This window comes from Micromonospora sp. NPDC049497, from assembly GCF_044465805.1.
Classification (GTDB): domain Bacteria; phylum Actinomycetota; class Actinomycetes; order Mycobacteriales; family Micromonosporaceae; genus Micromonospora.
In genome coordinates this window covers 14669-28082 of sequence record NZ_JBITMC010000028.1, presented here as the reverse complement: position 1 = coordinate 28082, position 13414 = coordinate 14669, and the positions used below count along the sequence as shown (strand labels likewise).

General features: G+C 66.5%; 14 protein-coding genes and 2 pseudogenes. 6 read left to right on the top strand and 10 right to left on the bottom strand.

Annotated elements, in window-relative coordinates; genetic code table 11:
* Positions 1–81: 81 nt before the first annotated feature.
* Together ACIBR0_RS26870 and ACIBR0_RS26865 are read left to right on the top strand one after the other, a co-directional pair.
* Positions 82–539, top strand: a pseudogene (locus tag ACIBR0_RS26870) (transposase).
* Positions 479–907 (top strand): annotated as a pseudogene (locus tag ACIBR0_RS26865) (IS5 family transposase); the annotation flags it as partial. The pseudogenes ACIBR0_RS26870 and ACIBR0_RS26865, both read left to right, overlap by 61 nt.
* A gap of 240 nt (positions 908–1147) precedes the next feature.
* On the opposite strand, the gene ACIBR0_RS26860 reads toward ACIBR0_RS26865, so the two are convergent.
* From ACIBR0_RS26860 to ACIBR0_RS26850, 3 genes are read right to left on the bottom strand one after another with little or no spacing between them, the layout of a single operon-like run.
* Complete coding sequence (locus ACIBR0_RS26860; RefSeq protein WP_396720213.1) at positions 1148–1588, bottom strand: hypothetical protein; 441 nt, start codon at positions 1586–1588, stop codon at positions 1148–1150.
* 19 nt (positions 1589–1607) lie between these two features.
* Positions 1608–3110, bottom strand: coding sequence for a hypothetical protein (locus ACIBR0_RS26855; protein WP_396720211.1), 1503 nt, complete (start codon positions 3108–3110; stop codon positions 1608–1610).
* Positions 3111–3115: 5 nt separating this feature from the next.
* Complete coding sequence (locus ACIBR0_RS26850) at positions 3116–4087, bottom strand: NUDIX domain-containing protein (RefSeq protein ID WP_396720209.1); 972 nt, start codon at positions 4085–4087, stop codon at positions 3116–3118.
* Between the two features lie 403 nt (positions 4088–4490).
* Here ACIBR0_RS26850 and ACIBR0_RS26845 point away from each other — a divergent pair, with 403 nt between their 5' ends.
* Positions 4491–4790: a hypothetical protein gene (locus ACIBR0_RS26845; protein WP_396720207.1), complete on the top strand. Its 300-nt coding sequence runs from the start codon at positions 4491–4493 to the stop codon at positions 4788–4790.
* Complete coding sequence (locus ACIBR0_RS26840) at positions 4775–5014, top strand: hypothetical protein (RefSeq protein ID WP_396720205.1); 240 nt, start codon at positions 4775–4777, stop codon at positions 5012–5014. The genes ACIBR0_RS26845 and ACIBR0_RS26840 overlap by 16 nt, the downstream gene beginning before the upstream one ends.
* Positions 5015–5034: 20 nt before the next feature.
* Here ACIBR0_RS26840 and ACIBR0_RS26835 read toward each other — a convergent pair whose 3' ends face one another.
* The 3 genes from ACIBR0_RS26835 to istA all read right to left on the bottom strand — a co-directional run bounded on the left by ACIBR0_RS26835 (position 5035) and on the right by istA (position 8618).
* Positions 5035–6378, bottom strand: a complete 1344-nt coding sequence (locus ACIBR0_RS26835) for a helix-turn-helix domain-containing protein (RefSeq protein WP_396720203.1) — start codon at positions 6376–6378, stop codon at positions 5035–5037.
* 222 nt (positions 6379–6600) lie between these two features.
* On the bottom strand, positions 6601–7389 hold the full coding sequence (istB, locus tag ACIBR0_RS26830; RefSeq protein WP_396720201.1) for an IS21-like element helper ATPase IstB: 789 nt from the start codon (positions 7387–7389) through the stop codon (positions 6601–6603).
* The gene (gene istA, locus ACIBR0_RS26825; protein WP_396720199.1) at positions 7389–8618 is read right to left on the bottom strand and encodes an IS21 family transposase; all 1230 of its coding nucleotides are present in this window, start codon (positions 8616–8618) and stop codon (positions 7389–7391) included. The genes istB and istA overlap by 1 nt, the downstream gene beginning before the upstream one ends.
* A 181-nt stretch (positions 8619–8799) precedes the next feature.
* On the opposite strand from istA, the gene ACIBR0_RS26820 reads away from it, so the two are divergent.
* A complete protein-coding gene (locus ACIBR0_RS26820) occupies positions 8800–9087 on the top strand; it encodes a hypothetical protein (RefSeq protein WP_396720197.1) in 288 nt (95 codons plus the stop codon).
* A gap of 505 nt (positions 9088–9592) precedes the next feature.
* Here ACIBR0_RS26820 and ACIBR0_RS26815 read toward each other — a convergent pair.
* A complete protein-coding gene (locus ACIBR0_RS26815) occupies positions 9593–10111 on the bottom strand; it encodes an SMI1/KNR4 family protein (RefSeq protein ID WP_396720195.1) in 519 nt (172 codons plus the stop codon).
* Between the two features lie 262 nt (positions 10112–10373).
* Positions 10374–10685, bottom strand: a complete 312-nt coding sequence (locus tag ACIBR0_RS26810) for a hypothetical protein (protein ID WP_396720193.1) — start codon at positions 10683–10685, stop codon at positions 10374–10376.
* 389 nt (positions 10686–11074) lie between these two features.
* Between ACIBR0_RS26810 and ACIBR0_RS26805 the strand changes: the two genes are divergently transcribed.
* Positions 11075–11458, top strand: coding sequence for a hypothetical protein (locus ACIBR0_RS26805; protein ID WP_396720191.1), 384 nt, complete (start codon positions 11075–11077; stop codon positions 11456–11458).
* A gap of 496 nt (positions 11459–11954) precedes the next feature.
* Here the strand turns inward: ACIBR0_RS26805 and ACIBR0_RS26800 are convergent, their stop codons facing one another.
* Both ACIBR0_RS26800 and ACIBR0_RS26795 read right to left on the bottom strand, forming a co-directional pair.
* Positions 11955–12458, bottom strand: a complete 504-nt coding sequence (locus ACIBR0_RS26800; RefSeq protein ID WP_396720189.1) for a hypothetical protein — start codon at positions 12456–12458, stop codon at positions 11955–11957.
* Between the two features lie 284 nt (positions 12459–12742).
* The gene (locus ACIBR0_RS26795) at positions 12743–13018 is read right to left on the bottom strand and encodes a hypothetical protein (RefSeq protein WP_396720187.1); all 276 of its coding nucleotides are present in this window, start codon (positions 13016–13018) and stop codon (positions 12743–12745) included.
* Positions 13019–13414: the final 396 nt, after the last annotated feature.

The following is a 13414-nucleotide window of genomic DNA, read 5'->3' as shown; positions in this document are numbered from 1 at the left end:
GGCTGAGGTAGCCGTCCTTAGAGCTCCTAACGAAATGATGTTGGGCGTGTCCTTGGGACGTGAGGATCGTTCTGTCTGAACGTGAGGAGGGGTGAGCAGCCGCCGTGGATCGTCTCGGACGAGCTCTGGGCCGAGATCGCACCGCTGCTGCCACCCCGACCACCACGCAGGCACCGGTTCCCGGGCCGTAAGCCGCTGGATGACCGCAAGGTGTTGTGCGCGATCCTGTTCGTGCTCTACACCGCGATCCCTGGGAGTACCTGCCCCAAGAGCTCGGCTTCGGGTCAGGAATGACCTGCTGGCGCCGGTTGCGGGATTGGAACGACGCCGGCGTCTGGCAACGACTGCATGAGGTGCTCCTGGGCAGACTGCGAGCCGCCGACCAACTCGACATGTCTCGGGCGGTGATCGACGGCTCGCACATCCGGGCGCTCAAGGGCGGCCCAAAACCGGTCCGAGCCCGGTCGACCGCCGCAAGCCAGGCTCGAAGCACCACGTCATCACCGACGCGGGCGGCATCCCCCTCGCCGCGAGTCTGACCGGCGGCAACCGCCATGACGTCACCCAGCTACTGCCCCTGGTCGACAAGATCCCCCGGATCAAGGGCACCCGAGGCAGACCACGGCAACGACCACAGCGGCTCTACGCCGACCGGGGCTACGACTACGACTGCTACCGCCGGGACCTGCGGGCCAGGGGGATCACCCCGGTCATCGCCCGACGCGGCGTCGGCCGCGGCTCCGGACTCGGCACCCGACGCTGGGTCGTCGAGCAGACCATCGCACTGCTGCGCTGGTTCCGCCGCCTCCGCATCCGCTGGGAGATCCGCGACGACATCCACGAAGCGTTCCTCACCCTTGCCTGCGCCATCATCTGCTGGCGCCGACTCCAACGCTCAAAGAGTTAGGAGCTCTAAGCAGGCCGTATGGCTTCGTCGACGGAGTCATCGTCGTACTCGGCGCCACCTCCAGGCTCGGCTCTCGTCCATGCGGCACACGGGTGAGCCTTGGTCTACGAAGTTGCAGACCATACAAGCCGAGATCACAACCGCATCGCCTCCGACGTCGTAGTTGCGGCTCGACCGAGATCAGGGGCGACATCCACGCGCCCTTAAGCCTGATTTGGTTTCGTTGTTCCCGACCGCGCCTCAAGCGCCGTCGGCCGTTTGCTCTCCCGGCTCGTCCTCGGGCAGGGTGATTCGAACAACGATCGGACGTGGGGTTGCCCGGGCGCCGATTGCCGATGCCGATTGGTGCAGTCGCTCCAGCAGAATGCCGAGGTCGTACATCTGCCCGTCGAGATCGGCCCAGTACTGTCCCCACCCCTCAATGCGGTCCCGGTGGTTCTCGTATCGCACGTCCATGTGCATCTCCACCTGCCCGCCGGCCCTTTTGAACTGGCGCCGGAGTCCGACCAGTGTGCGCTTGTCGCTCCCGTCGGCTGCCTTGACTGCCGATTCCAGCGCTCGGTCGACGGCACCGAAAATCGACTTGAACTTGGGCTTGGATAATCCGGCGAGAGCCCCGGGACCTGAGGCCGCGTTCCTCAAAGAGTCCAGCGCGGCGAGCGCGGTCGCGAACGCGGTCACCGTGCCTCCTCTTGGCCGGTCAGAGTGGCGTCGCCAGCAACTCCCTCAGCCAGCCGTGAACCTTCAGGGCGTGCTCGCGATCGGCATAGGTGGCCCCCGTCCGTGTCGCCGCCGTCAGTTCGCGCCGCAAGTCTTCGGCCATCGTGACGATTTCGCCCGTCAGGGGCGGCCGTGCTGCCGGGATTTGCCCGAGTATGGCGCGCAGCATTGATGTGCTGCTCACCATGCTCAGCTCCGTGTCAGGGTCGGGCTTGTGCATGGTGACCTCGTCCCGCAGCGCCCGAAGGAAGGTGGTGGCGTCGTTGTCCGGTACTGCCCTTACGGGTGGCGTCGTAATCAGGCCCGGCCGGATCGGGACGACGTTCGCGGGCGCCTCCCCCTCGTCGAGCCACAGGTCGAGGAACTCCGACGTGGCGACGGCGGCCAGGTAGAAGAACCACCGTCGCGCTGCTTCATGATCGGTGCCAGGTACCTTGCGCCCGGCGAACCGCAGGGCTGCGGCGATCAGCGATAGCAAGCTCTGCTCGGCCCAAATATCTCCGATCCCGCTGCTGGCCGCCCACCGCTGAAGAGCGCCGTGCATCTCGCGGCTGACCTTCGCGAAGCGGCCGACTCCCCTCGGTGGCTGATGATTCCGGATTGGAACGATCGCCTGCGCGAGGTCGTGGCCCACCAGCGACCAGTCGACCGTAGCGATCCACTTTGCGGCGATCGAGAGTAGGAGGTGCATCGGATCGCGGGCGAGCGGCGCTGCGGTGTCGAATTCACCGAGGTCGACCAGCCGATAAGCAGCCGGGTCCGCGGGTAGCAGGACGTTGTTCACGTTGAGGTCGCCATGTGCCCGGCCGAGCACGATCATCGCTTGCCGGGGGCCGGCCAGGTCGTCGTCGAGGGCCAGGCGCAGCGGATTGGGCAGCTGTCGCTTGCCGCGACTGCTCAGAATCCACTCCGTGTCGGGATCTATGCCCGCCCGCGCTGCCGACTCCATCAGCTCGCTGCCTACCTCGAGCCGATCGCCCAGCAGATCGCGCAGGTAGGCCCCAGCGGTTTTCGGCTCCGGACGGTGCGGGAAGTCGGGGTTCCAGTCGGCGACGATCGACCTCGTGATGCCTGTACAGGTCTCCGCGAACTCGTCACTTTCAATGTCGTCGGCCAGCGCCCGGTTGGTGGTCAGGTCGCCGCCTGCGATCTGCTGAAAGACGAGCAGCCGGTGTCTGAGGTCAATAGGTTCCCCTTCTAACTGGGCAAGGTGCGCGTCCCGGTACGGCGTTGGTGAAAGGCGCCACGAGTTTCGCAGGCGCCGTACCTCGTCAGGGCCGCCCGCGCCGACGCGCATGATGAGCTGCTGCGGTGGGTCGGGGTTCTCGTGCCGGATCACGACGCCCACCAGGGAGCCGCTGCGTCCGGTGAAGATCCAGCGCCGCAGCTCGTAGTGGCCGTCGTGGGTCTTCAGCCAACGGTCGAAGTCTGTGAGGCCATCTCCTAGCTGGTCCCACAGCCTCCCCTGGTCACGTGAACCCATCGCGGTCAGTCCTGTATGAAGTAGATGACGACGGTGAGCACTATGCCGACGACGCCAACCACGAAACTCCAGAACTCAAGCGGCTTGCGGCGGGCGAGCTCGGGCAGGGCGCTGCGGGTCGTGCGCGGCAGGCTGGCTGGCAGGCAAGCAATCCCCCCGGCGACGGTTTGGTCTAGCTTCCGGAGCCCGGCCAGGTTCAGCGTCATGCCCTCAACCCGCGCGTCGGCGTCGAGTAGGTCACGCTCCGCCAGCCAGCGGCCGCCTGGCCCGGCCAGAAGCGAGCGGCGCCCACTTTGCAAGTGGAAGAAGCTGATCTGGTATCGGGTGCTGACCCCGTAGCTGCGGGAAACCGCAGTGATGTCGATGATGCCGAGTCCGATCAGCTGATCGATGGAGGAATCAAAGACAAACCCTGGCAGCTCCTCTTGAAGTTCACGGACCGCGACGTCGCTCGCGTCCTGATCGCCGTCGCGCGCATGGCCGCCGGGCAGCTGAAACTGCCGGGCGGCGGGGTCGTGCATCACGAGATATTCCGGCCCGCTGAGCTGGCCGACGCGTTTCACAACCACCTGAGAAACGCGAACGGAGCGCAATGGTGCCGCGTCGGAGAAGGCGCTCATCCGGCGCCGCTCCATGAAGTAAAGGAATTGGGGACCCGAAAGAATTTCCTGCTCGTCGTACGGTGGCTCGGACGTGCCGATCCGCGACCAGTTGTGCAGGACGGCGGAATTCTGCTCGACGTACTCAGCGAGGCTTTTGAGAAAGAGCGCCGCCGTCGTGGTGGCTGCCCTCACCCGAAGTGCGCCGGTGGCCGGGTCGGTGGTGATGGCCAGCGCGCCAAAGGCACTTAAGAGGGTCACCACCGCGCCCGCGGCCGCCGGCTCTGGCAACCCGTCAACCGGCACGGAGCTTTCCTGATCGGGAGGTATCGCCCTGATGATGCGCGCGACGGCGCTACGTTCGGTGCCCCCACTCATGGAGCGGAACTTACCGGATTCAGCTTGACACGGACAGTAGTTGATCTCCGCCAAGCGGCATTTGCAGCCTGGGTAGACCAAGTTGTCCGGTCGATAGGGGTAACTTCAGCCACGCCAAGGCACTTACGCCGGCCCGGATGACCCAGCCCCGCCGCTGGCCGCGCCAGTGCGCTGGCGACCGGCCGGCGAGACCGCCGTCGTCCGGCGCTGTAAAGCGAACGGCTCTGTCTCACATTCGGTGGTAATGGCGGGTGCTGGTTACCCGGGCGTGGCGGGGAACCGTGGCTCCAGTGTCCGACGTCGACCGCGCGCTGTGGAGGTCGGCGTGGATTGAGGCCGGCCGGGTGGAGAAGGACGACGTGCCGCCGCTCGTCCGAACGGTGGTGTGGTTGGCCCGGCGGACATGCTGTCGAGGACGAGCGACGAGACGGGCATCGTCGCGGTTGGGCGGGGCGAGGGCGGCGAGCACTACGTGCTAGCGGACCGGAGCAAGATCGGCGGCTTGGCGGTCGCGCGCCGGATCTGGCAGTGCTACCTGGACGTCGACGCTGACCTTTCGGTGTACGAGGGCTCGTCGGCTTGGCTGCAGGGCATCCTGGTCGACGCCCGGATGGCCATGCAGAAGGAGGGCCTAATCGGCGGCGATGACCCGCCGATTGACGTGGTGCATGCCCGTAGTCAAAACGGGTGCGCGCCGAGCTAGTCGCGGCCCGGTACGAGGTCGACCCGCCCCGGGTGCACCACGTCGGCACGTTCCCGGCGCTGGAGGACCAGCTGACGACCTGGACGCCGGAGTCGGGGGACTCCCCGGACCGGCTGGACGCCCTGGTGCACGGGGTGACGTACCTGCGGTCGAAGGAGTCCCGGCGTGCTGTGGTGGCGTCACCTATCAGCCAACGACTCCGACCGAATGCGGGCCCGAGATGAGGTGGAGATCAGCTGAGCTACTACCTGCGCAGCTCGACGTCGGCTTCCTTGGCCCACTCGGCGATATAGGGCTGCTGGTCCCGGTACCAGAAGCTGAGGCGGACGGCTCCGTCCGGCGTGATCGCAGGCACCTCGGGGGCACCGAACGCCTGGAACAGCTCGCTGGCGAGCCGGTACGTCGTCGCGACCAGCGCCGGACCGTCGTTGCATAGATCGTCGATGTCGGCGACCATGTCAGCCACCGGCGGCTCGGTCAGGGCGTCGGTTCCGAGTTCCTCGTTTGGGTCCCCAACGCTGGAGACCAGTTTGACCGGGAGGACCGGGCCGCCCGGGAAGGCGGACGTGACCGGCCAGAGGGTGGCTCGGAGGGTGGCGAGGCCACCAGCTGCCGCGCGGTCGCGTGCGTGGCGGGCAAGAAATCGCAGTGCCGCGCAGATGCCGACGGTGAGCGCCGGGCCGTCCACGAGGTTGTGACGCCCGTTCGGGTGTCCCGACATCCGGGGACCGACTGCCGTAGCGAAGACGCCACTCCCGTTCTCGTGCAGCTCGCACGCCCCACGCGAGTACGGCTTGTTTGCTTCAGAGGTGGCGGCACCGACCAGGCGGCGATGCCGCACTGTGGACCGCACGAAGCTACGTACCCGCATCCCGAATGCGGCTGGCGGCTGTCGGGCATTGCTCAGCTGAAAGGCGCTCAGAGCGGCGCTGTCGACGGTGAAGCGGCCTGGCAGGTCTGGGACCAGGGTGACGACCAGGAACATCTCGTCGGTCGCGAGACGTTGGAGGAGGTCGACTTCGATGCGGACAGCCTCATCGATGCGGTCCTTGAGTCCGGCGAACCGCGCCCGGTATGCCTCGGCCACCTCTGCCTCGGACAGCCAGACGGTCTCGGTGCCGATCCGCTTGGGATAGAGCAGCGACTTGTTCTGTGCGACGTAGGCATGCGGTGCTGTCGCCGACCGAGCGACCCAGATGACCAGGAAGCCGGTGCCGCGCCGGTCGGGATCCTCGACCGGGATGATGTCGAAGGTCGGCGTCGGGTGGACGTTGCCGACGACGGTCTGGCGGAGCCGGCGCCGCTCGTCGTCGGTGATGGTGACGCCAGTGTCGGTGGTGGCGCGGCCTTGGTCGTCCTCGTCCATGCCGAGGATCAGGAGCCCGCCGTTGGCGTTGGCCAGCGCGGCGACGTCGCCGCAAAGCGCCTTCCGATCCCGGTCGCTGCCTGTGTAGGTGTCGCGCTTGAAATCCAGGTCGGGGCCTTCCGTGGTGTCCGGACTGAGCCCCTTGACCTGTGCATAGGTCAGCGTCTCGTCGATCGGCCCACCGAGGAGCTGTTCGAGCCGGCGGTTCCGCAGCAATGGCATGTGCTCAATCGTGACCGCCCCGCCGTCGCCGAGCAAACCAGCAAACTAGCAACGCTCTCAATCGGACGGACGATATTCAGGACGGTGATGTCGGGCAAGACCGGATGCGGTCCTCGTTTGCGAGGAACCCCGGGGGCACGCGGCTCCAAGCTGTCAACGACGCCCGAAAATGGACCCCTGCTCGACGGCTGAAAATGGACCCCCTCTGCTGGTTCGATCTTGTTAGTCGTTGGTCTTGGTGGCTGCGGGAACGCGGCCGAGGTCGCGGTCCTTGAGTCGGTAGCTGTCGCCCTTCATGGAGATGACCTCGGCGTGGTGGACGAGTCGGTCGATCATGGCGGCGGCGACGACGTCGTCGCCGAAGACTTCGCCCCACCGGCCGAAGGGCTTGTTGCTGGTGACGATCAGCGATGCTCGTTCGTAGCGGTTGGAGACGAGTTGGAAGAACAGGTTCGCGGCTTCGGCTTCGAAGGGGATGTAGCCGACCTCGTCGACGATCAGCAGTGGGATCCGGCCGAGCTTGACCAGTTCGTCTTGGAGGCGGCCGGCGTGGTGGGCGTCGGCGAGGCGGGACACCCATTGGGCGGCGGTGGCGAACGCGACCCGGTGCCCGGCCTGGCAGGCCCGGATGCCGAGGCCGATGGACAGGTGGGTTTTCCCGGTGCCGGGCGGGCCCAAGAAGACGACGTTCTCTTTCGACGCGACGAAGTCGAGGGTGCCAAGGTGGGCGATCGTCTCCCGCTTCAGGGAGCGTTGGTGGTCGAAGTCGAACTCCTCTAGGCTCTTGCGGGCCGGGAAGCGGGCTGCCCGGATGCGTCCTTCACCGCCGTGGGCTTCCCGGGCGGCGACTTCGCGTTGCAGGCAGGCAGCCAGGAACTCCTCATGCGTCCACGACTCCGCCCGGGCCCGCTCCGCCAGGCGTTCCACCGACGCGGCCAGGGACGGTGCCTTCAGTGCGCGGGTGAGGAACGCGATCTCCGAGGCGACGTTGCGGCTGGTTTTGGTGGCCATCAGGCGGCCACCTCGACGTCGAGGCCGAACAGGCGGTCGTAGTCGCTCAAGGCCCGGCGTTCGACTTGGGCGTCGGCTGCGGTCGTCGGGGTTCGTTGGGCGGCGATGCGCAGGTCAGCGGCGGCTTGGCGATGGGCCGGGTCCGTGATCGTTTGGTGCGCTGCCCAGCAGCGGTCATGCCGGGCGACCAGGCGGCCGTCGCAGAACACCTGCACCTGGTTGCAGTCGGCGGTGACCTCGACGCGGCGGCCGACGACGGATGGATGCACGGAGTAGTCGTTGGCGTCCACCCGGACGTAATGGTCGCGGGGCAGCCGGGTTGCCAACCGCCAGCCGACCACCGGGGCGACCGGAGGCAGCGCCAGCATCGCTGTCCGGTCAGCCTCCCACCGGTCGGCAGGCCGGCATCCCAGCCTGCGATGCTGGCGGTTGTTGGCGCGGGCCAACCAGTCGGTCAACTGAGCGTTGAAGTCCGCTGGTGAGCTGAACTGGCGCCCGGGCAGAAACGATGTCTCCAGATAGCCGTTGGCTCGCTCGACGAGGCCCTTGGCCTCCGGGTCCGCCGGCCGGCACTGCACCACCTTGATCCCGAGAGTGCCGCGGAAAGCGTTCATCGCCTCGGTCAGCTGCGGCCGCCCAGCCCGCCACTGCCCGACCGCGGGTTCGTTGTCCCACACCAGAGCCTTCGGCACCCGACCCCACCCGGAGATCAGCGTCCACTGCCCGACCAGCAGATCCGGCGCCTGACGGGACGGGATCATGACCGCCGACAGCCACCGCGAATACCCGCAGACCATGACCAGCACCGGCGGTTGGCCGGTCTGCCCGAACCCCAACGGCACGTCCGCCGGCGGGAACCACAGATCACACTGCGCCAGCTCACCGGGCAGATAGTCCGTCCGCTGCGCCGGGTCCGGCGGCGTGAACAACGGCCGCAACTGACGCACGCGGTCCTTGAGCACCGTCAACGACCGCGTCCAGCCGATCCGCTCGGCGATCACCGTCGCCGGCATCGTCGGCCACTGCTGCAACAACGCCCGGATCTGCGGCTCCACCGCATCCACGATCGACGGCTTCACCGGCCGCGAATACCGAGGCGGCCCCTCCGCCGCCAACGCCCGCCGCACCGTGTTCCGGCCGACACCCAACTTGCGAGCGATCGCCTTGATCGGCATCCCCTCAGACCGATGCAGGCGACGAATCTCCGCCCAGTCCTCCACGCTCAACACCCTCCCGATACTGGAAGAGGGGTCCAGATTCGCCCGCCGCCTGAGGGTCAGTTTTCACGCGTCGCCGACACAAGCGACCGAACACAGCTACTCGACCCAGCGCCGCCGGCGGATCCGACCAGCCCGTGCCGCCCGAATCCGCGGCCGCCATGAGGGGCGGATGCCGATCGACTTGCGGCGCATGACCATCACGTTGTTGGCGCTGGTCAACTCCGCTGGCCACGAGTGCGGCCCGCGTTCTGGACGGGGAAGTGGCCGGCCCAGCGGGAGTAAGGAGCTCGGCTGGCACGTCCGCTGGGACGCGACCGGCCAGCGGTGGGAGCGGTGCACCCCGGACGTGGAAGGGTCGGGGCCCTACCTGAACCGGCTGTACCGGCAGGCCTGGCGGGGCGCCGGTCAGCGGCGGTGGCTGCGGCGCCCAGCTCTGCTGTTCGCCCGCAGGATGCGCGGCGACCAGGACCTCTTCTGAGGAACTGACTAAGGTGGTGCACCTTTTGGCGCGCCGAGGAGGGCATCGAGGTGGTCAGCTCGCACGCCGGCACCCGCCCATGGTGCGCTGACATCGTCGCCTCCGCGATGTTCACCTGTCACGAACCCGCCGGCAGGGGCACCGGGGCGACAGCCGGCAGTTCACCACGGTCCTCGACCGCATCCGGGTCACCCGCTGCGGGCCCGGCCGGCCCCGGCCCCGCCCACAGCAGGTCCTCGCGGACCGGATACGCGGGCCGGGGACGGTCTGCTCCCCGTGGCTATCCCTGCGAGCTGACCGACGCCCTGTGGTCGCTCATCGGGTCGCTGTCGTCCGGGACGAACACGGACGGCCGCAGGGAAAAGCACCCGCGACGGAAGATCGTTAAGTTCGCCGAGCAACGAAGCCCGCGAGCAGCAGCGAACGACCGCGCACCTGGACACGATGGTGAGCAGGAGGACCAGGCGGTGGACCAGCGCCGGGGTACTGACTCGCAATGCGCGAGTCAAGCGTTCGCGTCGTACTCGGATTCGTCGACGAGGCCTGCCACGAAGGTCTCGAAGTCGGGGGCGAGGACGGTGATCTGGTAGTTCCACTCTTGATCGACGTGCACGACGGCCGGCTCACCAGGCGAGCGGTAGTCGAGGGCGACCATGTCGTGACCCGCCGACGGGCAGTCGGCGATGTAGACGCCGATGTCGGGGTAGCCCCACTCCGCTACCCAAAACGCGCTGCCCAGCTCGCCGCAGAGGCTAAACCGAGCAGTTCGACCGATCGCCGCGAGTGTGTACACGCCAATGGGGTCCTCGGCCCAGGATGTTCGGCTGGGTGCAGGATGGGCGTCACGGGCGAACGAGCCACCGTTGTGTCGACGGGACACGTCGACGTACGCGGTGGGCAGCTGATGCCCAAGCTGCGCCTCCACCGCCCGCAGCACCTCGTCGCTGAGTGGGTCCTCCAACGGGCCGGATCCGTCGAAGACAGTTGCGCGATCGAGCACGGGTCGACGGTAGTCGGTTGGCATCAGTTTGGCCCAGCTGGCTTCGTCATCTCGATACTCCTGGCCCGGTCACGGGGTCGGCTGCGCCAAACCACGACGTGGCGTCGCTAGGGACTGGAACCCTGAACCCCTCTCGTGCTGCATGGGATCATGCCGAAGCGGGCAGATCGGCGCGCTGACCTGCGCGAATTCTTGCGTTGCCTTACAGCGGTTGACAGCCCTTGTCGGCGTCAGTTGTGCCCGCCTTGTGCCCGAGGATCTTGCCGGCATGACTTGATGTGCCGTCTCAGAGGCTGCCGACCATGACAACATCGACGAGATATCCGATCAGCTCTTGCCCTTCCAACTCGTGTTTTACCTGTGCCTCGGTAGCTAAACACACTAGCGCGCGAAACTCTTCCAAAGAGAGAACCCAAGAGCGGTCAGCGACTACGCTGCGGATTAACACCGCCTCCGCCAAATTCGAGAGAGCCTCGGCCAGTTCTCCTTCGCACGTTGAATCTTGGAGCGCGGTGTCAGGGCTCTGCCGGAGGAATCTCACGAGAAGAGCGGGTTCGAGGTTGCTGAGGCGCAGATTGTCGGTGATTCGTGTCCGCATACTGCCTCCTCTAACGCGCCCGCTTGGCGGGGTGGGGGAGTCGGCTGGGAAAGAATCCTCAGCATCAAGGGACTCCTCGATCTGCGCTTGTGACAGGAAATCAGCCGGACCGATTGTCGGTCGACTAGCCGAAAGATGATCGACCGCGCGGACGATGGCGTGACCAACGCGATTTGTGGACCATGGCGAGGCCGCGCGGCTTCTGCGTGGCAAGTCACGTAAGGAGTCCTGTTGTATCGTTCCCAGCTCGCCACAACCAGCGCCGTCGCTGCTCTGGCCCTCGCTCTGCAGGCTGTGGCAACAGCCAGCCTCAAGCCGCTGCAGGACCGGCGGCGGTTGCGAGTGCCACGACGCCGGCCGCCCCCGTGAGCCCCAGCGAGAAGCCGGCGATGGGCGCCAAGGACGTGGTTGGGGCTCTCACCGCTGCTGGGCTTCCGCTGTCGAATACCGTCGAACAGGACGAGAACACTGATCCCAATGACAAGCTCGGTCGCCCTGGGCAGTACACCTCCCGTGCCTCAGCGGACGTGCCGGGAGGTGACAAGGACGCCGAGAAGTACGGCATCGATCGCGGCCTGGTGGTCGAGGTGTTCGCGACGGCAGGGGACGCCGACGCCCGATCGACGTACATCCAGGACGCCCTGAAGGGCGCTCAGATCCTCGGCACCGAGTACCACTATCGACCGGCGGACAGGCGGATCCTGGTGCGGCTGACCGGGAAGGTGAAACCGTCGCAGGCGAAGAAGTTCGAGGACGCAGTCGCAAAGTTGTGAGCGCAGCCGGCGGACAGGTCCAGCCGGTCTCCCGACGGGGGTCGCACTTGCTCGCGCCGGTCGCGGATCGATGGCAGCGGTAACTGACCTCCCATGAGCGTCGAGGCCAAGCAGCGACGCCACCCTCGCTCTTCGTCTCACTTGTCGTCTCGTTCGTGACCGTGCGGGGGCGACCGTAGACGAACCACTGGTCGAGTTGCATTGGTAGCGAACCGACCCGGTCAAGCGCGTACGGGGACGAGCAGACTTGGAAAGCGTGTTGCCGGTGGGATGGCTATCGCGCCGATGCCACGTGTGCGTGAGGGAGAGGCCCCGCGCAGGGAGTAGGCCGCGGGACCGCTGCCGACAGCAACGCTGGCAGCAACCGCACCGGACGCCGACGCACCAGCGGGACCAGGGATGGACGCTGCTTCGAGCTGACGGCCGCTCCCAGACGGGAACGGGCGTCCCGCACGCAGCTTGTAAACGGAAGGCGGAGTGTTTTGGTGGGCTTGAATCAGGTACCCGGTCGGCCCTGCGAGGGCAAGGATGCGGCGGCGGAGCCGAGAAGCGCAGGTTCCATCAGCATGGCGGCTAGAGCCGGATACCACTTGGGGTGTGTACCGACGACCTCAACGAGCGCAGGGCTGTGCCCGAGCAAGAAGCGCGCATAGTCCAACCAGTCTTCCTGCGCGTCGGTTGAAGCGATGGTTGTCGTGCTGTGCAAGCCAACCTCTAGGACATCGCCGAACATCTCCGCAACGGTCAGGACCCGCGCCCGCTTGTCCCCCGCCGTCGGGCAAGCTTTGCGTTCGTACAGGTACGGGCGGAGCGATGGCTCTTCGAACAACATGCGTAGTACTCCGTGCAGCAGTTCCATGGGCTGTTGAACACCCGTAGTGCCGGCTACCGCATTCTGTAGCTTGCTCTGCTCGATTAGCTGTCGCGTCTGCCAGCCACTGAAGAGCAACGATCCGATCACGCCCAAGACGCCGGCGATTGCGGTGATGAGCACGATCATCCCGAGTTTCCTAGCGCTCAAGGTCCAGGTTACTGGTTCAGTCGTAGCAGTCGATGTCAACTCCGTCGGCCGGCCACCAAGTGCCTCTTGGCGCGAGCTACCGACCAGCAGGTCACTGCCAAGGGGCGGTTGCGGACGGATAGGTCGGGGTCGGCGCCGAGGAGTCAGTAGCCGAGGAGTCAGTACGAAATCCGGACTATTCGCGGAATGATCATGGCGAGCGTTGGTCGCAGAGCGCCATTTCCGCTGCTAGTAGGCGCAGTCGGCGGTGAACCGCCATCCCTCTAGACAGTGTGTCGGTCCAGCTGGTCCCCGCGCACCCGGAACAGCGTCTGCCCAACCTCTGCTTCGACCCCATCCGGCTGGGTGGAGATGACTAGGGCACCGTCTTCTTCCTGGCCGACGATGCTGCATCGCACGCGAACTGGTGCTGGCAGACGAGTGTCGGCGTTTAGCTGACCACCGGTGAAGACGGGGATCTTGTCGACGAAGAACCACGACTTCCCGTCAGCGTCGACCATGCGGACGCGCACCCAGCCTGGGAAACCTGGCTGACCCATGCGACCACCTCGCAGCGGAGAAAGGGTTCTTCGTGAGGCACGGGCCGATCTTGCCCGTTTGCTCGTGCGATGCCAACCGACGATGGACGACGTCAGCCAAGGGCGAGGACGAGGCTGGAGGCAGCGGCGAGGCAGCAAGCGGCGGTATCGACATCGAGGGATATCGACCCGATGCCGTACGGAACGATCACGTAACGACGAAGATGCTCGCACCACTCCATGGCATAGCAAGATCGTCGGGCACAGGCCGGGCGCATCTGGCACTGATAAGGGCTGGCAGCTTGTAAGGCAACGAGAGGCCTCGCTCAGGTCAGGACGCGATCCGCCCGTTTTGAGACGATGCACAGCCCGCCAGAGGGGTTCGGACTCAAGCCCGTCGGCCTTACCCTGCCAATG

What these genes read in the sequence shown, in the direction of transcription:
- ACIBR0_RS26815 (WP_396720195.1), bottom strand. Translation starts at nt 10,111, where the DNA reads ATGCCAACCGACTACCGTCGACCCGTGCTCGATCGCGCAACTGTCTTC.
- ACIBR0_RS26795 (WP_396720187.1), bottom strand. Translation starts at nt 13,018, where the DNA reads ATGGGTCAGCCAGGTTTCCCAGGCTGGGTGCGCGTCCGCATGGTCGAC.
- ACIBR0_RS26845 (WP_396720207.1), top strand. Translation starts at nt 4,491, where the DNA reads ATGCTGTCGAGGACGAGCGACGAGACGGGCATCGTCGCGGTTGGGCGG.
- ACIBR0_RS26800 (WP_396720189.1), bottom strand. Translation starts at nt 12,458, where the DNA reads ATGATCGTGCTCATCACCGCAATCGCCGGCGTCTTGGGCGTGATCGGA.
- istB (WP_396720201.1), bottom strand. Translation starts at nt 7,389, where the DNA reads ATGGCCACCAAAACCAGCCGCAACGTCGCCTCGGAGATCGCGTTCCTC.
- ACIBR0_RS26855 (WP_396720211.1), bottom strand. Translation starts at nt 3,110, where the DNA reads ATGGGTTCACGTGACCAGGGGAGGCTGTGGGACCAGCTAGGAGATGGC.
- ACIBR0_RS26850 (WP_396720209.1), bottom strand. Translation starts at nt 4,087, where the DNA reads ATGAGTGGGGGCACCGAACGTAGCGCCGTCGCGCGCATCATCAGGGCG.
- ACIBR0_RS26810 (WP_396720193.1), bottom strand. Translation starts at nt 10,685, where the DNA reads ATGCGGACACGAATCACCGACAATCTGCGCCTCAGCAACCTCGAACCC.
- ACIBR0_RS26820 (WP_396720197.1), top strand. Translation starts at nt 8,800, where the DNA reads ATGACCATCACGTTGTTGGCGCTGGTCAACTCCGCTGGCCACGAGTGC.
- ACIBR0_RS26835 (WP_396720203.1), bottom strand. Translation starts at nt 6,378, where the DNA reads ATGCCATTGCTGCGGAACCGCCGGCTCGAACAGCTCCTCGGTGGGCCG.
- ACIBR0_RS26805 (WP_396720191.1), top strand. Translation starts at nt 11,075, where the DNA reads ATGGGCGCCAAGGACGTGGTTGGGGCTCTCACCGCTGCTGGGCTTCCG.